Raw genomic sequence first — 18,890 nt, forward strand, 5'->3', positions numbered from 1 at the left:
TCACACCCGTTCCCATACCGAACACGGAAGTTAAGCTCTCTAGCGCCGATGGTAGTTGGGGCCTTGCCCCTGTGAGAGTAGGACGTCGCCAAGCAAAAAAACCTAAGTCAATCTGACTTAGGTTTTTTGTTATTTCTCTATCATTTGAATATTCGTGTTTGATTGTAACTTATCAAGCTCACTTTGCAATTCTTTTGTTCTACTATGTTTTTAATATGAATAGAAATAGCTACATAGGTGAGGTGGATTTAGATATCTTAGGTTAGAAAGAACTATAGGAATCCTTCCCCCCTAAGTTTAGCTTTTAGCAATTTAAGAGGATAAAAAGAAACATGAGAGAATGACTTAAAATTCTTTTATATTAATAATAATTCGCATAAATATGTCAACAAATAATCGAACATTTTTTTTAGTGTTTAAAAAAACATTCGATTATTTGTTGACATCGCTTACTGAATATTGTTAATATAACCATAGAAACAATATTATATCGCACCTCATATAATCGCGGGGTTATGGCCTGCAAGTCTCTACCTAACGACCGTTATTCGTTAGACTATGAGGGAAAGTCACTCGGTATTTTCTATTCACAAGGGATACGTATGCCTGGATAGAGCGCTTTCTCTTATAGTAAGAGAAATGTTCTATTTCAGGCTTTTTTTATTTGAATCGGGGGGATTCTACTATGAAATCACTAGTTGGAGTCATAATGGGAAGCACGTCAGACTGGGAAACAATGAAATATGCTTGTGACATCTTAAATGAATTAAAAATTCCGTATGAGAAGAAAGTTGTATCTGCTCATCGGACTCCGGATTATATGTTTGAATATGCAGAAACCGCTCGTGAGCGTGGATTAAAAGTGATTATCGCTGGAGCTGGAGGTGCTGCTCATTTACCAGGAATGGTTGCAGCAAAGACAAATCTTCCTGTAATTGGTGTGCCTGTGCAATCAAAAGCATTGAATGGCTTGGATTCATTATTATCTATTGTTCAAATGCCAGGGGGAGTTCCCGTTGCGACAGTTGCCATTGGAAAGGCTGGTTCCACAAATGCAGGGTTGCTCGCGGCACAAATACTTGGCTCATTTTATGATGACATACATGATGCATTAGAACTGAGACGAGAAGCAATTGAGAAAAATGTGCGCGAAGGTAGTGAGCTAATATGACGAAAATCATTTTACCTGGACAAACAATTGGAATCATTGGCGGCGGTCAGCTTGGAAGAATGCTGGCTTTAGCAGCGAAGGAAATGGGCTATAAAATCGCTGTTTTAGATCCAATAAGACATTCTCCATGTGCACAAGTTGCTGATATTGAAATTGTAGCCGCTTATGACGATTTAAAAGCGATACAGCATTTGGCGGAAATAAGCGATGTTGTTACATATGAATTTGAGAACATTAATTATAGATGTTTACAGTGGCTTGAGAAGTATGCATATTTGCCACAAGGGAGCCAATTACTATTCAAAACCCAAAATCGTTTTACAGAAAAGAATACGATTGTAGAAGCTGGTTTGCCGGTAGCACCATATCGTCTCATTCAAAAGCAAAATGAGCTACTTACGGCAATAAGGGAACTGTCTTTCCCTTGTGTATTAAAAACAACAACGGGAGGATACGACGGCAAAGGTCAGGTTGTTTTAAGAAGCGAAGCTGATATTACAAGAGCAAGTGAACTGATTAGTAAATCTGAATGTATTTTAGAAAAATGGGTGCCATTTGAAAAAGAAATATCTGTTATTGTAACGCGCAGTGTAAGCGGGGAAACAAAGGTATTTCCAGTAGCTGAAAATATTCACGTGAATAACATCTTACATGAATCAATCGTACCAGCTCGCATTACAGCAAACCTTTCCCAAAAGGGAATTCAATATGCACAGATACTCGCGGATGAACTTCAGTTAGTGGGAACACTAGCAGTAGAAATGTTTGCTACAGTTGATGGTGAAATTTATATTAATGAATTGGCTCCACGTCCTCACAATTCCGGTCATTATACAATTGATGCATGTGAAACGAGTCAGTTTAGACAGCATATTCGAGCAATCTGTAATTTACCTCTTGGGGAAACAAATTTGTTAAAACCAGTTGTCATGGTAAACATTTTAGGCGAACATATAGAAGGGGTCCTAAGACAAGTGAATAGATTAACCGGGTGTTATTTACACTTATATGGAAAAGAAGAAGCAAAATTACAGCGTAAAATGGGACATGTTAATATTTTGAATGAAAATATCGAAGTGGCTCTAGAAAAAGCGCGTAGTTTGCATATTTGGGACCATCAAGAACAACTGTTGGAGGGAAAAAGATGATTAGTCGTTATACACGCCCTGAGATGGGTGCGATTTGGACGGAAGAAAATAAATTTAAAGCATGGTTGGAAGTGGAGATTTTAGCTTGTGAAGCATGGGCGGAACTTGGTGAAATTCCAAAAGAAGATGTGAAAAAAATTCGCGAAAATGCATCATTTAATATGGATCGTATTTATGAAATTGAAAAAGAAACACGTCATGATGTAGTAGCATTTACTCGTGCAGTATCAGAAACACCTGCATTAGGGGAAGAACGCAAATGGATTCACTACGGTTTAACATCAACAGACGTAGTAGATACAGCATTGTCTTATATTTTAAAACAAGCAAATGAAATCTTATTAAAGGACTTAGAAAACTTTATTGAGATTTTAGCAAATAAAGCGAAAGAACATAAATACACAGTTATGATGGGGCGAACACATGGTGTTCATGCAGAACCAACAACGTTTGGTTTAAAACTTGGTCTTTGGTATGAAGAAATGAAACGTAACTTGGAACGTTTCAAACAAGCAGCTAATACAGTTCGCGTCGGTAAATTATCAGGTGCAGTTGGTACGTATGCAAACATTAATCCATTTGTAGAAAAATATGTTTGTGAAAACTTAGGATTAGAAGCAGCGCCAATTTCTACACAAACATTGCAACGTGATCGCCATGCGCATTACATGTCAACACTTGCATTGATTGCCACATCTATTGAAAAGATGGCAGTTGAAATTCGCGGTTTACAAAAGAGTGAAACTCGTGAAGTAGAAGAGTTTTTCGCAAAAGGTCAAAAAGGTTCTTCTGCTATGCCGCATAAACGTAACCCGATTGGCTCTGAAAATATGACTGGTATGGCACGTGTTATTCGCGGTTATATGTTAACAGCTTATGAAAATGTTCCATTATGGCATGAGCGTGATATTTCGCACTCTTCTGCAGAACGTGTTATCTTACCCGATGCAACTATTGCATTAAACTATATGTTAAACCGCTTCGGTAATATCGTGAAAAACTTAACGGTATTCCCAGAGAACATGAAACGCAATATGCAAAGAACATACGGTTTAATTTATTCGCAACGTGTCATGCTTACTCTTATCGACAAAGGTATGGTACGTGAAGAAGCTTATGATATCGTACAGCCTAAAGCGATGGAAGCGTGGGAGACACAAGTACAATTTAAAGATCTTGTAGAGGCAGATGAGCGTATTACAAACAAGTTAACACAAGAAGAAATCAACGAATGTTTCAACTATGAATATCACTTACAACATGTTGATACTATTTTTGAACGTCTTGGACTAAACTAAGCAGAAAATTTTATATGGCACAGAATAGCGTTATTCTGTGCCATTCTTTATAAAAATATTATTCACATTTTTCAAACTACAGGGGGCTTGCGAAATGCAAAAGCTAGAATTGCTGTATGAAGGTAAGGCAAAAAGAATATATCGTACAGAAGCAGCAGATATGGTTTGGATAGAGTACAAAGATAGTGCTACTGCTTTCAATGGAGAGAAAAAAGCGACCATTACAGGAAAAGGTCGTTTGAACAATGAAATTACAACTTTTTTGTTCAGAAAGTTGCAAGAAGTGGGAATTGAAACACATTTTGTAAAGAAGCTATCAGATACAGAACAACTTGTGAAAAAAGTAAGTATTATTCCATTAGAAGTTGTTACAAGAAACGTCATTGCAGGGAGCCTTTCCAAACGATTAGGAATGGAAGAGGGAATACCACTTACGAAACCAATCGTAGAATTTTACTACAAAGATGATGATTTAGGAGATCCTCTTGTAACAGAAGATCATATTCGTGTGTTAAACGCTGCAACATTAGAGCAGATAAGTACATTACGAGAAAAGGCTCTACGAATCAATCAAGTTTTGATTGAGCATTTCGCAAGCTGTCGTGTAAGGTTAATAGATTTTAAATTAGAGTTTGGTATTACAGAGGAAGGCAAGATTGTATTAGCGGATGAAATCTCACCAGATACTTGTCGTTTATGGGATGAAGAGAGCAATGAGAAATTTGATAAAGATGTATTTCGCCGCGATTTAGGTAATTTAACCGAGGCATATGAAGAAATTTTAAAACGTTTAGGAGGGGCTTCACATGTATAAAGTTAAGGTATATGTAACATTAAGAGAGAGTGTATTAGATCCACAAGGAACAGCAGTAAAAGGTGCTCTTCACAGCCTTTCCTTTACAGAAGTACAAGATGTGCGCATTGGTAAATATATGGAGTTAACAATTGATAAATCGGTAACTGATCTTGATAGAAAAGTAAAAGAAATGTGTGAAAAACTATTAGCAAACGTTGTAATGGAAGATTTCCGTTATGAAATTGAGGAGGTTGTCGCACAGTGAAATTTGCCGTAATCGTTTTTCCAGGTTCGAACTGTGATGTTGATATGTTTCATGCAATTAAAGATGAGCTTGGTGAAGATGTAGATTATGTTTGGCATGATGCAGAGAACTTAGACGAATATGATGCGATTCTTTTACCAGGTGGATTCTCTTATGGTGATTACCTTCGCTGCGGTGCCATTTCTCGATTTGCGAATGCAATGAAAGCAGTGCAAAAAGCTGCTGAGCAAGGAAAGCCTATTTTAGGCGTGTGTAATGGATTCCAGATTCTTGTTGAATCAGGATTATTACCAGGGGTATTGATACGAAATCAAAACTTAAAATTCATGTGCCGAACTGTTCCGTTACGTGTTGAAAATAATGAAACGATGTTTACATCACAATATAACAAGGGGGAAATCATTCATATCCCAATTGCACATGGTGAAGGAAATTATTATTGTGATGAAGCAACTCTTAAAAAATTAGAGCAGAAGAATCAAATTGTATTCCGTTATGTAGACAATCCAAACGGAAGTGTTTCAGATATTGCAGGTATTGTAAATGAAAAAGGTAATGTGCTTGGCATGATGCCACACCCAGAGCGTGCTGTGAATGAAATTCTTGGCGGTGCAGAAGGGTTAAAAGTCTTTCAATCTATTTTGAAATATTGGAGGGAAACATATGTCGTTAATGCTTGAACCAAATCCAACACAAATTAAAGAAGAACGTATATATGCGGAAATGGGGTTAACAGACGAAGAGTTTGCCATGATTGAAAAGATTTTAGGACGTCTGCCGAACTATACGGAAACAGGGCTTTTCTCTGTTATGTGGTCAGAGCATTGTAGTTATAAAAACTCAAAACCAGTTCTTCGCAAGTTCCCAACAACAGGAGAACGTGTATTACAAGGACCTGGAGAAGGCGCAGGTATTGTAGATATTGGTGATAATCAAGCAGTTGTATTTAAAATGGAAAGTCACAATCATCCTTCGGCAATTGAGCCGTATCAAGGTGCAGCAACAGGGGTTGGCGGTATTATTCGTGATGTATTCTCTATGGGAGCACGTCCGGTTGCATTATTGAACTCACTGCGCTTCGGTGAACTCCAATCACCACGCGTGAAGTATTTATTTGAAGAAGTAGTTGCAGGGATTGCAGGATACGGTAACTGTATTGGTATTCCAACTGTTGGCGGAGAAGTACAATTTGATCCATGTTATGAAGGAAACCCACTTGTCAATGCAATGTGCGTTGGGTTAATTCATCATGAAGATATAAAAAAAGGGCAAGCGCACGGTGCTGGTAACACGGTTATGTATGTCGGTGCTTCAACAGGACGAGACGGTATTCATGGTGCAACTTTCGCATCAGAAGAACTATCTGAGAGTTCAGAAGCAAAACGCCCAGCAGTACAAGTAGGCGATCCGTTTATGGAGAAACTTCTTATTGAAGCATGCTTAGAGTTAATCCAATCTGATGCGCTTGTTGGAATTCAAGATATGGGCGCTGCGGGCTTAACATCATCTTCTGCGGAAATGGCAAGTAAAGCGGGAATGGGTATTGAAATGTATTTAGACGATGTGCCACAGCGTGAAACAGGTATGACACCATATGAAATGATGTTATCTGAATCACAGGAACGTATGTTGATTGTGGTGAAAAAAGGTAGAGAGCAAGAAGTTGTAGAGTTATTTGAAAAGTATGGCTTAGCGGCAGTTGCGATGGGAAAAGTAACGGAAGATAAAATGCTTCGTTTATTCCATAAAGGTGAAATGGTAGCAGAAGTACCTGCGGATGCATTAGCAGAAGAAGCGCCAATTTATCATAAACCTTCAAAAGAGGCAGCATATTTTAAGGAATTTCAAGAAATGAAAATGAAGACGCCAAAAGTAGATAACTATAAAGAAACATTACTAGCTTTATTACAACAACCAACGATTGCAAGTAAAGAATGGGTATATGATCAGTATGATTATCAAGTACGCACAAGTACTGTTGTTACACCAGGATCAGATGCAGCGGTGGTGCGAGTACGTGGTACAGAGAAGGCATTAGCAATCACAACGGACTGTAACTCTCGTTATATTTACTTAGATCCTGAAACGGGCGGTAAAATTGCAGTAGCAGAAGCTGCGCGTAATATTGTATGTTCTGGCGGAGAACCACTTGCAATCACAGATTGCTTAAATTTTGGTAATCCAGAGAAACCAGAAATTTTCTGGCAAATTGAGAAATCAGTAGATGGTATGAGCGAAGCTTGTCGTACATTACAAACTCCAGTTATTGGTGGAAATGTATCAATGTACAACGAGCGCAGCGGTGAAGCTGTATATCCAACACCAACTGTTGGAATGGTTGGGCTTGTTCACGATTTAAAACATGTAACAACACAAGAATTTAAGCAAGCTGGGGATCTTATTTATGTTATGGGTGAAACGAAAGCTGAATTTGGTGGAAGTGAATTACAGAAGATGATGTACGGTAAAATCTTCGGTCAATCACCAAGTATTGATTTAGAAGTAGAAGCAAAACGTCAAAAACAATTACTAGAAGCAATTCAGGCGGGACTTGTTCAATCGGCACATGACGTTGCAGAAGGCGGATTAGCAGTTGCGATTGCTGAAAGTGCAATCGGCGCGAAAGGCTTAGGTGCTACTGTGAAATTAGCTGGGGAGGCAACAGCGGCATTATTCGCAGAATCACAATCTCGTTTTGTTGTAACAGTAAAACGTGAACAACAAGAAGCGTTTGAAAAAGTAGTAGAAGCAATTCAAGTTGGTGAAGTCACAAATACAAATGAAGTAACAATTCATAATGAAGAAAATGAAGTACTACTTACAGCAAATGTTGATGAAATGAGAAAGGCTTGGAAAGGGGCAATCCCATGCTTGCTGAAATAAAGGGGTTAAATGAAGAATGTGGCATCTTCGGAATTTGGGGGCATGAAAATGCAGCACAAGTTACGTACTACGGATTGCATAGTTTACAGCACCGTGGGCAAGAAGGTGCAGGTATTGTGGTGAATAATGGGGAGAAAATTATTGGTCATAAGGGGTTAGGTTTAGTATCAGAAGTGTTTTCAAGAGGCGAGTTAGAAGGTTTAAATGGAAAATCGGCCATTGGCCATGTGCGTTATGCAACAGCGGGCGGAAGTGAAGTAGCAAACGTTCAGCCATTACTATTTCGTTTCTCTGATCATAGTATGGCATTAGCTCACAATGGGAATTTAATTAATGCCAAAATGCTTCGCCGTGAATTAGAGGCAGAAGGAAGTATCTTTCAAACAAGTTCAGATACAGAAGTATTGCTGCATTTAATTAAGCGAAATACGAAAGGGTCATTAATCGAGAGTGTAAAGGATGCGTTAAATAAAGTAAAAGGTGCATTTGCATATTTGTTACTAACAAGTCATGAAATGATTGTTGCACTAGACCCAAATGGGTTTCGCCCGCTTTCGATTGGGAAAATGGGGGATGCCTATGTTGTAGCATCTGAAACATGTGCTTTCGATGTAGTTGGTGCGACATATATTCGTGATGTTGAACCTGGAGAACTTCTTATCATAAATGATGAAGGGATTCAAGTAGATCGTTTTACAAATGAAGTAGAGCACGCAATTTGTAGTATGGAATATATTTATTTTGCACGACCAGACTCTAATATTGCCGGCGTCAATGTTCATGCGGCGCGTAAAAATATGGGGAAACGTTTAGCAATGGAAGCACCTATTGCGGCAGATGTTGTAACAGGGGTACCTGATTCTAGCATCTCAGCAGCCATTGGTTATGCAGAAGCAACGGGAATTCCATATGAATTAGGATTAATTAAAAATCGTTATGTCGGACGTACCTTTATTCAACCATCCCAAGAGCTGCGTGAGCAAGGGGTGAAAATGAAGCTTTCTGCAGTACGCGGTGTAGTTGAAGGAAAACGTGTTGTCATGATTGATGACTCAATTGTAAGAGGGACAACCAGTAAGCGGATTGTTCGCATGCTTCGTGAAGCAGGAGCGACAGAAGTGCATGTAAGAATTGCTTCCCCTCCTCTTAAGTATCCATGTTTCTATGGCATTGACATTCAAACGAGAAAAGAATTAATCGCTGCAAATCACTCTGTAGAGGAAATCTGTCAAATCATCGGTGCAGATTCTCTAACATTTTTAAGTGAAGATGGATTAGTAGATGCAATTGGACGTCCATATGAAGGGAAATACGGCGGGTTATGCATGGCTTACTTTAATGGAGATTATCCGACCGCTCTTTACGATTATGAACAAGAACTTTTAGAAAGTATGAAATAAAAAAGAAAAGAAGCTTCTACTTCTTTCTATGTAGAAGCTAGCTTCTTTCTGAAAACGGTCGCCCTAGATGGGGAGAAATTAAAAGACGAGGTGTGAAAAACAATGGCGAATGCGTATAAGCAAGCAGGAGTAGATATTGAAGCTGGATATGAAGCGGTATCTCGCATGAAAAAACACGTACAAACAACAATGAGAAAAGAAGTGCTAGGCGGTCTAGGTGGTTTTGGGGGTATGTTTGATTTATCAAAATTGCCATTAGAAGAACCTGTATTAGTATCAGGAACAGATGGTGTAGGTACAAAGTTAATGCTTGCTTTCATGGCAGATAAACATGACACAATTGGCATCGATGCAGTAGCAATGTGTGTAAATGATATCGTTGTTCAAGGAGCAGAACCATTATTTTTCCTTGACTATATTGCTTGTGGTAAAGCTGATCCAAGTAAAATTGAGCACATCGTCAAAGGTATAGCGGAAGGTTGTCGGCAAGCTGGATGCTCACTAATTGGAGGGGAAACAGCAGAAATGCCAGGTATGTATTCCAAGGAAGAGTATGATTTAGCAGGATTTACTGTTGGGATTGTTGATAAAAAGAAAATTATAACAGGTCATTCGCTTGATGAGGGGCATGTGTTAATTGGTTTAGCTTCTAGTGGGATTCATAGTAACGGTTATTCCTTAGTTCGCAAAGTATTATTAGAAGACGGACAGATGTCTTTAGACCGTATATATGGACGGTTAGAACTACCTCTTGGTGAAGAGTTATTAAAGCCGACGAAAATTTATGTCAAACCTATTTTAGAACTATTGAAGAAATATGAAGTGTATGGCATGGCACATATTACAGGTGGTGGTTTTATTGAAAATATTCCACGTATGTTACCGAAAGGAATTGGAGCAGAAATTGACCTTGGCTCTTGGAACATTCAACCGATTTTTAGCCTAATTCAAGAGGTTGGAAAGATAGAAGAGAAGGAAATGTTCAATATTTTTAACATGGGTATTGGTATGGTAGTAGCGGTGAAAGAAGAAAATGCAAAAGCGGTTGTTCGTCTTCTTGAAGAACAAGGAGAAAAAGCGTATATCATTGGACGCACTGTAAAAGGATCAGGTGTTGCTTTTAATGGAGGAATAGATCATGAATAGATTGGCAATATTTGCCTCTGGAAGCGGATCTAACTTTCAAGCATTCGTTAACGCAGTAGAAGAAAATAGATTACATGCTGAAATTAGTTTGCTAGTATGTGATCAACCCGAGGCGCGTGTAATCGGAAGAGCGCATTATCATCATGTTCCATGCTTTGCTTTTTCGGCGAAAGCATATGAATCAAAGGAAGCGTTTGAAAAAGAGATATTAAAAAAATTACGAGAATACGAGATTGATTTTGTTATTTTAGCGGGATATATGCGTCTTATCGGACCGACATTACTAGAAGCATATGGGGGAAAAATCATTAATATTCATCCATCGTTATTACCGAGCTTTCCAGGAAAAGATGCTATTGGCCAAGCGTTAAAAGCAGGGGTGGGAGTAACTGGAGTAACGATTCACTATGTAGATGCTGGTATGGATACAGGACCGGTTATTGCACAAGAAGCAGTGCAGGTTTCTGAAAATGATACGAGAGATAGTTTGCAAAAGAAAATTCAACAAGTGGAACATCGTTTATATGTAAATACGGTAAATAAAATCATTCAATCTATGAAAGAACGAACTGTGAAATAGGGGTGTAAAAGAAATGAAAAAGCGTGCATTAGTAAGTGTTTCTAATAAAACAGGAGTAGTAGAATTCGTGAAAGGTTTGCTTGAACAAGGAATTGAAGTGATTTCAACAGGTGGCACGAAAAAATTATTAGAGGAAAATGGCTTACAAGTAATGGGGATTTCTGAAGTAACAGGTTTCCCAGAGATTATGGATGGTCGTGTCAAAACATTACATCCCAATATTCATGGTGGATTACTTGCAGTGCGTGATAATGAAGCGCATGTAGCAGAGATGAGTGAATTAGGCATTCAGCTGATTGATTTTGTCGTTGTAAATTTATACCCATTTAAAGAGACGATTGCTAAGCCTGATGTAACATTTGCTGATGCGATTGAAAATATTGATATCGGTGGTCCAACAATGATTCGTTCAGCTGCAAAAAATCATAAATTTGTATCAGTAATTGTAGATCCAGCAGACTATGACGTTGTATTAGCTGAATTAAAAGAAAAAGGTGAGGTTACAGACGAAACAAAGCGTAAATTAGCAGCGAAAGTATTCCGTCATACAGCGGCATATGATGCATTAATCTCAAACTATTTGACTGAACAAATGGGAGAAGAAAGCCCAGAAATATTAACAGTAACATTCGAGAAAAAGCAAGATTTACGTTACGGAGAAAATCCGCATCAAAAAGCAACATTCTATAAAGCACCATTTGCGGTGGTTTCTTCTGTTGCATATGCAGAGCAATTGCACGGAAAAGAACTATCTTATAACAACATCAATGACGCAGATGCAGCGCTTAGCATTGTGAAAGAATTTACAGAACCAGCGGTAGTCGCCGTAAAACATATGAATCCATGCGGAGTTGGTGTTGGTACGGATATCCATGAAGCGTATAAACGTGCTTATGAGGCGGATCCAGTATCAATCTTCGGCGGCATTATTGCAGCGAACCGTGAAATTGATAAACGTGTGGCAGAGAAATTACATGAAATCTTCTTAGAAATTATTATTGCACCTTCATTTTCGAAAGAGGCTTTAGAAGTATTGCAAAGTAAGAAAAACTTACGTCTGTTAACGGTAAATATTGAGAAGACAACAAGTGCAAGTAAAAAACTAACTTCTGTTCAAGGTGGACTTCTTGTTCAAGAAGAAGATACGTTAGCGCTAAATGAAGAGACAATCACAATTCCTACAAAACGTGAACCAACAGAGCAAGAATGGAACGACTTAAAATTAGCTTGGAAAGTTGTAAAACATGTAAAATCAAATGCAATTGTACTCGCAAAAGATAATATGACAATCGGTGTTGGCGCTGGACAAATGAATCGTGTTGGTTCTGCAAAAATTGCAATCTCGCAAGCAGGTAGCAAAGCGCAAGGTAGCGCCTTAGCATCCGATGCGTTCTTCCCAATGCCAGACACAGTAGAAGAGGCCGCAAAAGCGGGGATTACAGCAATCATTCAACCAGGCGGGTCAATCCGTGACGAAGATTCGATTAAAAAAGCGGATGAATATGGGATTACGATGGTGTTCACGGGCGTACGTCATTTCAAACATTAATAGGCATATAAAAGTACATGAAATTTTATCGGCGCAAGTTGAAATATATCGGCGTTTCGACATGAGATATCGACGTATCTACAAAATACGACACGAAAAATAGGCTTGCTCCTATTTTCCATTTTAAAAGTGGAGGATGACATATGAATATATTAGTAATCGGCCGCGGCGGACGTGAACATGCTTTAGCTTGGAAGTTTGCACAGTCTGAGAAAATAGAGAAGGTGTATGTAGCACCAGGTAATGAAGGTATGCGAGATGTAGCAACACCAATTGATATCGAGGAACATGAGTTTGATGCACTTATTTTATTTGCGAAAGAAAACAATATCGGTTTCACATTTGTTGGTCCAGAAATTCCTCTTATGAATGGAATCGTTGATCGTTTTGAAGCAGAGGGGCTTCGCGTTTTTGGACCGAATAAAGCGGCTGCTGTAATTGAAGGAAGTAAAGCTTTTGCAAAAGAATTAATGAAAAAATATGATATTCCAACAGCAGCATATGAAACATTCACGGATTATGAGGAAGCAGTCGCATACATAAAAAAAGTCGGTGCACCAATTGTAATTAAAGCGGACGGTTTAGCAGCTGGTAAAGGCGTGACAGTCGCAATGACGCTTGAAGAGGCACTCAAAGCTGCGCGAGAAATGCTGCACGATGTAAAATTTGGTGAGTCGAGCAAAAAGATTGTTATTGAAGAATTTTTAGATGGACAAGAATTTTCTTTAATGGCATTTGTAAATGGAACAACAGTACACCCAATGGTAATTGCACAAGATCATAAACGTGCTTTTGATGGGGATAAAGGACCGAATACAGGCGGGATGGGAGCATATTCTCCAGTACCGCAAATTCCACAATCAGCGGTTAATGAAGCGGTGGAGAAAATTTTACATCCAACTGCAAAAGCAATGATTCAAGAAGGACGTTCATTTACAGGTATTTTATATGCGGGACTTATTTTAACTAATGAGGGACCGAAAGTAATCGAATTCAATGCACGTTTTGGTGATCCAGAAACAGAGGTTGTATTACCTCGCTTGGAAAATGATTTAGTTGATGTATGTCATGCTGTATTGGATAATCGTGAGTTAACACTAAAATGGTCTAAAGAAGCTGTGATTGGTATTGTGCTTGCCTCAAAAGGATATCCGGAATCATATGAAAAAGGTGCTGTTATTTCTGGGCTAGAGATGTTAGAAGATGTAATTGTGTTCCATGCAGGGACAAAGATGCAGCATGGAGATTTTGTAACAAATGGTGGTCGTGTGCTATTTGTTGCATGCAAAGCGCACGACTTACAATCTGCCAAAGATCAAGTATATACAGAAGTTACAAAGATTAAGAGCGATGGTTTATTTTATCGAAATGATATAGGATATCGTGCAATTGGAAATGAAATGACGAGAAGCTAACAGATGTTAGCTTCTTTTTTTGAAAGGAAATAAGAAAGGGAATGTGGAATGGTTTCAACAGCTTATAAAGAGTCTTGTACCGATAGAGAGTTTTTGGCTGCTTGTTTACATCGTATTTCACCGATGAATAAGAGTAGAATTGCGATGAATAAAGTGAGAGCGGCGATGAGAAGTGGGAAGAAAAAGCTATCAGTTTGTTTTGCGATAACACCTGTTAATATAGGCCCGATAATTTGCCCAATTCCATAAACACCTGTTGTATAGCCGATAATTTTATTACTTTCATTCGGCTGGATTCGCTTTGCTTCTGTCGTTGTTAAGATGGTAATCCCAACAAAGGTGCCTCCCAGAAATAATGCGCTTAAAAATGATCCGAGAACATTTGGAAGGAGGAGCGGGGAAAGGATACTTATCATTTGTAAAATATAAGCAAAAGTAAGGGTACGCGTTGTTCCGTATTTTTGTGCAAGACTTGACCAAAGATAGCTAGATGGAATCACGGCAATTCCAACAATAATCCAGCTCCAAGATGCGTAAAAGAGAGAATGTGTCATTCTTTCGACAATCGTAACAAGGAAAGTACCAGTAATGATATAGCCAAATCCTTCAAATCCATAAGCTAAAATAAGCCAAAATAAATAGTTTTTTCTATGATTTGTATGGATTGAAGGAACTTTTGATTTTTGTTCGGTATGTTTTGTATCTTCTTTTAACCATTTCCACACAAAAATAGCTAGACTAAAGCTAATAAGACCTAATCCAAGCCAAGCACCTTGCCAATTCCAAAATGAGTTGAACAGAGGAGCGAATACTCCAGCAAAAATAATTCCGATTCCAACGCCGCTATAAATCATCCCGCTTAGTACAACTTTATTCCGATGAAATAAATAATCTAAAACAATACTGGAGGCAAGAACAAATACGATAGCGCTCGTAAATCCTCCAATAAATCGAAGAGGAAACCAAAAGTAAATTTGAGAGGGAACGCCCATACAAAGGGTCGAAAGAACATTGAAAAATAAATAATGATGTAACACTTTTTCACGATTTTTTATCGTAATTAATCCAATGAAGAAGGCGCCAAGGAGATAACCGAGATAGTTACTGGATGCTAAATATCCAGCAAGGTCTTCTTCTACATGAGCTTGCTTTTCCATAAAAGAAATAATGGGTGTATAAGCGAATCGACTGATGCCCATTACAGCTACTAGGGCAAAGATACCGGATAAAATCATTTTCCATGTTTTTGTGTCTTTCATGTAATCTCCCTTCTTGAAATAGCTCTTAATACATATGATAGTGGAATATACATAGTGCGTAAAATACTGTTTTTCAATATGTAATATCAAAAATAATGATATGAATGAAAGGATGAGAAAAAATGAATTTACAAGATTTTGTAGCTTTTTATATGGTTGCGCAAGAGAAGAGCATTTCAAAAGCAGCAGTTCGTCTTAATTTTGTCCAATCGAATGTAACAGCTAAAATAAAAAGATTAGAAGTAGAATACGAAACACAGTTGTTTTATCGCCATCGAAATGGGGTGACATTAACACATGCAGGAGAAAAGTTACTAATATATGCTGAAAAAATGATTCAATTATTGAATGAGTCAAAAAGAGATATTAAATATACGATTTTACCAGAGGGGACATTAAAGATTGGAGCGATGGAAACGGCAGCAGCAGTTAGACTGCCAAACATTCTTTCTAATTATCATACAAAATATCCAGAAGTTGAGATTGCGCTTCAAACGAATAGCACGGAAGAATTAACGAAAAAGGTGCTTTTGCATGAGCTTGAAGGAGCATTTGTAGCAAATTGTATAGATGATCCAGCACTCGAAAAAATTGAAGTATTTCAAGAAGAAATGATGCTGCTGTCAAAGAAAAGTTTGTTACTGGACCATAAGTATATGGAAAATCAGTCGTTTATTGTTTTCCAATCGGGCTGTTTTTATAGAAAAGTATTGGAAGAATGGCTATTGTCAGAAGGAATTGTTCCGAGGAAAGTGATGGAGTTAAATTCTTTGGATGGTATTATCGGCTGTGTAAAAGCTGGGCTTGGGGTATCTATACTCCCGAGAGAAGTAGCAGAGCAGTTCGATTCTCATCAAGAGCTCGTTCGGAAACCGTTATTAAATGAAAATAGATTTATTCCAACGTATTTTATTTATCGGAAGGATAGTGTGAAAACCGCTACATTTAATGAATTTATCAGACTTCTCGTATAGTATAGGAGAGATAGGGGTTCTAAAATTACTCTTATACTTTTGGGAATTCGATAATTGAAGAGAAGAGACTGTATTCATCTTTAATCATCGCATAGGCAAATTATTTCAAGAGAGCAGAATAGGAAGGTGATATAAAAACTTTTATGTTACTATATGCAAAATAAGGATTTTTTTGTATTTTTCTCATGGCATAGTCGATTATAGGATGATAGATTTCCAAAGAAAATCTGGAGAAGAGATTGTTTTGCATAATTAATTATGAGTGTTCGAAAGTCAATTTTTGTCTGTTTTATTATTGCGGATATGCAAAGAGTGCTACCTAAATATTATAAGAGAGAGTATTGGCAGATACTCTCTTCTTTAGACTTACTATGATTATATACTTTTTAAGAAATTTTAAAACCTATTTATAAAATAGCTTTCCTTTTATCTGTTAAAGGGAAGAACTTTATAGGGGAACTTTAAGCCTATTTCTCTTTTTTGAGCTTTCCTTTTTGTTTCGCCATTTCTCGAAGTAAATACTCGATGTGAGCATTAACACTACGAAACTCATCATTCGCCCATTTTTCAATGATTGCGTGTAATTCAGGATCAATGCGTAATGGAAAACTTTTCTTTTTCGCCATATTACCTACAACCTTTAATATAGACTTCCTGTGTTAATAACCGGTTGTGCTCCTTTATCTGAAACGATGGCAACTAATAAGTTATTCACCATATTTGCTTTACGTTCATCATCTAAATCAAGTATACCTTCTTCATCTAGCTTCTGAATAGAGTCTTTTGCCATTTGAACGGCACCCTCAACAATTTCTTTACGCGCAGCCAGTACCGCTTTTGCTTGCTGACGCTGTAGCATGGCATGCGCAATTTCTGTCGCGTAAGCTAAATGTGTTAAACGAGTTTCTAATACTTCTACACCAGCGATTTCTAAGCGTGCTTCTAGTTCACGCTTTAGTTCTTCTGAAATTTCTTCAGCATTTCCGCGTAGTGTGATGCATTTATCATCTTGAAAATTATCATACGGATATTTCGTTGCGACGTGGCGGATTGCTGTTTCACTTTGAATTTCTACGAATTCATCATAATGTTCTACACCGAAAATTGCTTTTGCTGAATCCACAACTTTATAAACAACAACAGCTGCAATTTCAACTGGATTCCCATCAATATCATTTACTTTTAATTTTTTACTATTAAAATTTTCTACGCGAAGAGAAACAGTTTGACGGAAGGATAAAGGAATTGTTAAAAATAAACCATTTTCACGAATCGTTCCTAAATAATTACCGAAAAATGTAATAACTTTTGCTTGGTTTGGTGGAACAATTCCAATGCCAGTAGCAAGAATGGCAGCTAAAATGATACAAAGTGCAGCTACGATAAATACTTCTTGTACGAGGCAAAATACACCGATACCAGCTAAGACTAAGAGCCCGATAATACCTAGAAACCCATTTACATAAAACACCTGTTTTTCTTTCATACAAATCGCCTCCTTTTGATATAAAAATGATATCACTTTTATATCATTTAAACAATGATTAAAACGAAAAATTCCGAAAAATAACAAATTGAGAATGTATGTTCTGATTTATGGTAAAATAAAAAGACTTAGCTGCCCACTGCAGCAGCTAAGTCTTTTTGAGAGCATCTATGACAAATGATTCAAAGCGGTTTGGTCAGAATTGCTTTTTCAATTGCTGACTCAATCTCTTTGTCAGAAGCATCATAACTTCCATTCGACGTTTGTTTGTCAGAACTAGAAGGGGAATTCGCTTCCTGATTAGTATGTCCCGTTTTCTTAAAATCCATGCTAGGAATTTTAACAGCATTCATATATTTTCCGAATTTCAATACCTCTACAATTGGACAAAAACGAACAAACCCTTCCGCAATTTTCATCGCACCGCACCATAATAAAACTTGAGACCAAGTACACCAAGGTTTACGTACGAGTTTAGCTGTACTACAACTTAACAGAACGAATCCGAGTGTAATTCGAATTAGGGCATTTATTGTTCCGATATTTGGCTTCATCAGAAAAACATTCCTTTCTTAATGAGCTTAGAAATAGAAAAAGTACTATTTCATCTTTTATTGTTCCACCTAAGTTTTGCGATATGTAATCCAACATTTGACGGTGGAAAAGATGTTGATTAGGGCGTGTGTGTAAGATGTTTTTTTTGTTATAATGTAAGAATGCGTAAAGGAAATGAAAAAAGACCAGTCCCAGTTTTTTCGCTATGTAGCTAGCGTTCTTCGGACTCCTTTTTTGAATAAATAGGTGATTAGAAAAAAGAAAGGGTGTTTTCATGTACGATATTTCAAAGTGGAAACATGTATTTAAACTTGATCCGAATAAGGAAATAAGTGATGAACATTTAGAGATGATTTGTGAGTCTGGCACAGATGCTGTTATTGTAGGCGGAAGTGATGGAGTTACAATTGATAATGTATTGCACATGCTTGTAAGCATTCGTAGATATGCAGTTCCTTGTGTATTAGAAGTTTCTAATGTGGAAGCAATTACACCGGGATTTGATTTTTATTATATACCAAGCGTGTTGAATAGCCGAAAAGTTGAATGGTTAACGGGCGTTCATCATGAGGCGCTAAAAGAATTTGGAGATATTATGAACTGGGATGAAATTTTCATGGAAGGATATTGTGTTTTAAATCCGGAAGCGAAAGTAGCTCAGCTGACAGAAGCAAAATGTGACTTAACGGAAGATGATGTGATTGCATATGCTCGCATGGCAGACAAGCTGTTACACTTACCGATTTTCTATTTAGAATATAGCGGCACATACGGAGATGTGGAACTTGTTAAGAAAGTAAAGGCAGAATTACAGCAAGCGAAGTTGTATTACGGCGGCGGAATTTCAAATGTGAAAGAGGCAAAAGAGGTAGCGCAATATGCCGATACAGTTGTTGTTGGGAACGTCATTTATGAGAATATAAAAGCAGCGTTACAAACAGTAAAAGCTGTAAAAGGAGAGTAGG

General features: G+C 37.7%; 18 protein-coding genes, 1 rRNA gene and 1 riboswitch. Of the genes, 15 read left to right on the forward strand and 4 right to left on the reverse strand.

Annotation, left to right across the window (positions count from 1 at the left end):
- The 13 genes from rrf to purD form a co-directional block, all read left to right on the forward strand.
- Positions 1-94, forward strand: a 5S ribosomal RNA gene (gene rrf / locus MR056_RS16015); the annotation flags it as partial.
- Between the two features lie 383 nt (positions 95-477).
- Positions 478-579, forward strand: a riboswitch (purine riboswitch).
- A 106-nt stretch (positions 580-685) separates the two neighbouring features.
- Positions 686-1,171, forward strand: a complete 486-nt coding sequence (gene purE / locus MR056_RS16020; protein WP_011983389.1) for a 5-(carboxyamino)imidazole ribonucleotide mutase — start codon at positions 686-688, stop codon at positions 1,169-1,171.
- On the forward strand, positions 1,168-2,319 hold the full coding sequence (purK, locus tag MR056_RS16025) for a 5-(carboxyamino)imidazole ribonucleotide synthase (RefSeq protein WP_011983390.1): 1,152 nt from the start codon (positions 1,168-1,170) through the stop codon (positions 2,317-2,319). Before purE ends, purK begins: the two co-directional genes overlap by 4 nt.
- Entirely contained in the window at positions 2,316-3,617 is a 1,302-nt protein-coding gene (purB, locus tag MR056_RS16030) for an adenylosuccinate lyase (RefSeq protein ID WP_048724313.1), read from the forward strand. Before purK ends, purB begins: the two co-directional genes overlap by 4 nt.
- Positions 3,618-3,711: 94 nt before the next feature.
- Positions 3,712-4,431 carry a phosphoribosylaminoimidazolesuccinocarboxamide synthase gene (gene purC / locus MR056_RS16035; RefSeq protein WP_048724311.1) on the forward strand — a complete coding sequence of 240 codons (720 nt, stop codon included), beginning with the start codon at positions 3,712-3,714 and terminating at the stop codon, positions 4,429-4,431.
- A complete protein-coding gene (gene purS / locus MR056_RS16040; protein ID WP_011983393.1) occupies positions 4,424-4,678 on the forward strand; it encodes a phosphoribosylformylglycinamidine synthase subunit PurS in 255 nt (84 codons plus the stop codon). Before purC ends, purS begins: the two co-directional genes overlap by 8 nt.
- A complete protein-coding gene (gene purQ, locus MR056_RS16045) occupies positions 4,675-5,358 on the forward strand; it encodes a phosphoribosylformylglycinamidine synthase subunit PurQ (RefSeq protein WP_011983394.1) in 684 nt (227 codons plus the stop codon). The genes purS and purQ overlap by 4 nt, the downstream gene beginning before the upstream one ends.
- On the forward strand, positions 5,342-7,561 hold the full coding sequence (gene purL / locus MR056_RS16050; protein WP_048724308.1) for a phosphoribosylformylglycinamidine synthase II: 2,220 nt from the start codon (positions 5,342-5,344) through the stop codon (positions 7,559-7,561). The genes purQ and purL overlap by 17 nt, the downstream gene beginning before the upstream one ends.
- Complete coding sequence (gene purF, locus MR056_RS16055; RefSeq protein WP_011983396.1) at positions 7,546-8,961, forward strand: amidophosphoribosyltransferase; 1,416 nt, start codon at positions 7,546-7,548, stop codon at positions 8,959-8,961. Before purL ends, purF begins: the two co-directional genes overlap by 16 nt.
- Before the next feature lie 102 nt (positions 8,962-9,063).
- Positions 9,064-10,107 (forward strand): phosphoribosylformylglycinamidine cyclo-ligase, encoded by a 1,044-nt coding sequence (gene purM / locus MR056_RS16060; RefSeq protein WP_011983397.1) that lies wholly within the window; start codon positions 9,064-9,066, stop codon positions 10,105-10,107.
- Positions 10,100-10,687, forward strand: a complete 588-nt coding sequence (gene purN / locus MR056_RS16065) for a phosphoribosylglycinamide formyltransferase (RefSeq protein ID WP_011983398.1) — start codon at positions 10,100-10,102, stop codon at positions 10,685-10,687. Before purM ends, purN begins: the two co-directional genes overlap by 8 nt.
- 13 nt (positions 10,688-10,700) lie before the next feature.
- Positions 10,701-12,236, forward strand: a complete 1,536-nt coding sequence (gene purH, locus MR056_RS16070; RefSeq protein WP_048724307.1) for a bifunctional phosphoribosylaminoimidazolecarboxamide formyltransferase/IMP cyclohydrolase — start codon at positions 10,701-10,703, stop codon at positions 12,234-12,236.
- Positions 12,237-12,379: 143 nt separating this feature from the next.
- Positions 12,380-13,651, forward strand: coding sequence for a phosphoribosylamine--glycine ligase (gene purD, locus MR056_RS16075; protein ID WP_048724305.1), 1,272 nt, complete (start codon positions 12,380-12,382; stop codon positions 13,649-13,651).
- Between the two features lie 62 nt (positions 13,652-13,713).
- Here purD and MR056_RS16080 read toward each other — a convergent pair whose 3' ends face one another.
- The gene (locus tag MR056_RS16080; RefSeq protein WP_048724303.1) at positions 13,714-14,910 is read right to left on the reverse strand and encodes a YbfB/YjiJ family MFS transporter; all 1,197 of its coding nucleotides are present in this window, start codon (positions 14,908-14,910) and stop codon (positions 13,714-13,716) included.
- Positions 14,911-15,032: 122 nt separating this feature from the next.
- Between MR056_RS16080 and MR056_RS16085 the strand changes: the two genes are divergently transcribed.
- Complete coding sequence (locus tag MR056_RS16085; RefSeq protein ID WP_048724302.1) at positions 15,033-15,884, forward strand: LysR family transcriptional regulator; 852 nt, start codon at positions 15,033-15,035, stop codon at positions 15,882-15,884.
- Positions 15,885-16,351: 467 nt separating this feature from the next.
- Here MR056_RS16085 and MR056_RS16090 read toward each other — a convergent pair whose 3' ends face one another.
- The 3 genes from MR056_RS16090 to MR056_RS16100 form a co-directional block, all read right to left on the reverse strand.
- Positions 16,352-16,510, reverse strand: coding sequence for a type II toxin-antitoxin system antitoxin (locus MR056_RS16090; RefSeq protein ID WP_011983403.1), 159 nt, complete (start codon positions 16,508-16,510; stop codon positions 16,352-16,354).
- 14 nt (positions 16,511-16,524) lie between these two features.
- Positions 16,525-17,370, reverse strand: coding sequence for an SPFH domain-containing protein (locus MR056_RS16095; RefSeq protein ID WP_011983404.1), 846 nt, complete (start codon positions 17,368-17,370; stop codon positions 16,525-16,527).
- A gap of 182 nt (positions 17,371-17,552) precedes the next feature.
- On the reverse strand, positions 17,553-17,924 hold the full coding sequence (locus tag MR056_RS16100) for a YgaP family membrane protein (RefSeq protein ID WP_048724299.1): 372 nt from the start codon (positions 17,922-17,924) through the stop codon (positions 17,553-17,555).
- A 275-nt stretch (positions 17,925-18,199) separates the two neighbouring features.
- On the opposite strand from MR056_RS16100, the gene pcrB reads away from it, so the two are divergent.
- Entirely contained in the window at positions 18,200-18,889 is a 690-nt protein-coding gene (pcrB, locus tag MR056_RS16105) for a heptaprenylglyceryl phosphate synthase (protein WP_011983406.1), read from the forward strand.
- The last annotated feature ends 1 nt before the right edge of the window (position 18,890 follow it).

The organism is Bacillus cereus group sp. BfR-BA-01360, assembly GCF_022663595.1.
Taxonomy (GTDB): Bacteria; Bacillota; Bacilli; order Bacillales; family Bacillaceae_G; genus Bacillus_A; species Bacillus_A cytotoxicus.

Bases quoted from the DNA above. Each gene is read 5' to 3' on its own strand.
- MR056_RS16090 (WP_011983403.1), bottom strand. From the start codon at position 16,510: ATGGCGAAAAAGAAAAGTTTTCCATTACGCATTGATCCTGAATTACAC.
- MR056_RS16080 (WP_048724303.1), bottom strand. From the start codon at position 14,910: ATGAAAGACACAAAAACATGGAAAATGATTTTATCCGGTATCTTTGCC.
- purS (WP_011983393.1), top strand. From the start codon at position 4,424: ATGTATAAAGTTAAGGTATATGTAACATTAAGAGAGAGTGTATTAGAT.
- MR056_RS16100 (WP_048724299.1), bottom strand. From the start codon at position 17,924: ATGAAGCCAAATATCGGAACAATAAATGCCCTAATTCGAATTACACTC.
- purM (WP_011983397.1), top strand. From the start codon at position 9,064: ATGGCGAATGCGTATAAGCAAGCAGGAGTAGATATTGAAGCTGGATAT.
- pcrB (WP_011983406.1), top strand. From the start codon at position 18,200: ATGTACGATATTTCAAAGTGGAAACATGTATTTAAACTTGATCCGAAT.
- purN (WP_011983398.1), top strand. From the start codon at position 10,100: ATGAATAGATTGGCAATATTTGCCTCTGGAAGCGGATCTAACTTTCAA.
- purF (WP_011983396.1), top strand. From the start codon at position 7,546: ATGCTTGCTGAAATAAAGGGGTTAAATGAAGAATGTGGCATCTTCGGA.
- MR056_RS16095 (WP_011983404.1), bottom strand. From the start codon at position 17,370: ATGAAAGAAAAACAGGTGTTTTATGTAAATGGGTTTCTAGGTATTATC.
- purL (WP_048724308.1), top strand. From the start codon at position 5,342: ATGTCGTTAATGCTTGAACCAAATCCAACACAAATTAAAGAAGAACGT.
- purK (WP_011983390.1), top strand. From the start codon at position 1,168: ATGACGAAAATCATTTTACCTGGACAAACAATTGGAATCATTGGCGGC.
- purB (WP_048724313.1), top strand. From the start codon at position 2,316: ATGATTAGTCGTTATACACGCCCTGAGATGGGTGCGATTTGGACGGAA.
- MR056_RS16085 (WP_048724302.1), top strand. From the start codon at position 15,033: ATGAATTTACAAGATTTTGTAGCTTTTTATATGGTTGCGCAAGAGAAG.
- purE (WP_011983389.1), top strand. From the start codon at position 686: ATGAAATCACTAGTTGGAGTCATAATGGGAAGCACGTCAGACTGGGAA.
- purH (WP_048724307.1), top strand. From the start codon at position 10,701: ATGAAAAAGCGTGCATTAGTAAGTGTTTCTAATAAAACAGGAGTAGTA.
- purD (WP_048724305.1), top strand. From the start codon at position 12,380: ATGAATATATTAGTAATCGGCCGCGGCGGACGTGAACATGCTTTAGCT.
- purC (WP_048724311.1), top strand. From the start codon at position 3,712: ATGCAAAAGCTAGAATTGCTGTATGAAGGTAAGGCAAAAAGAATATAT.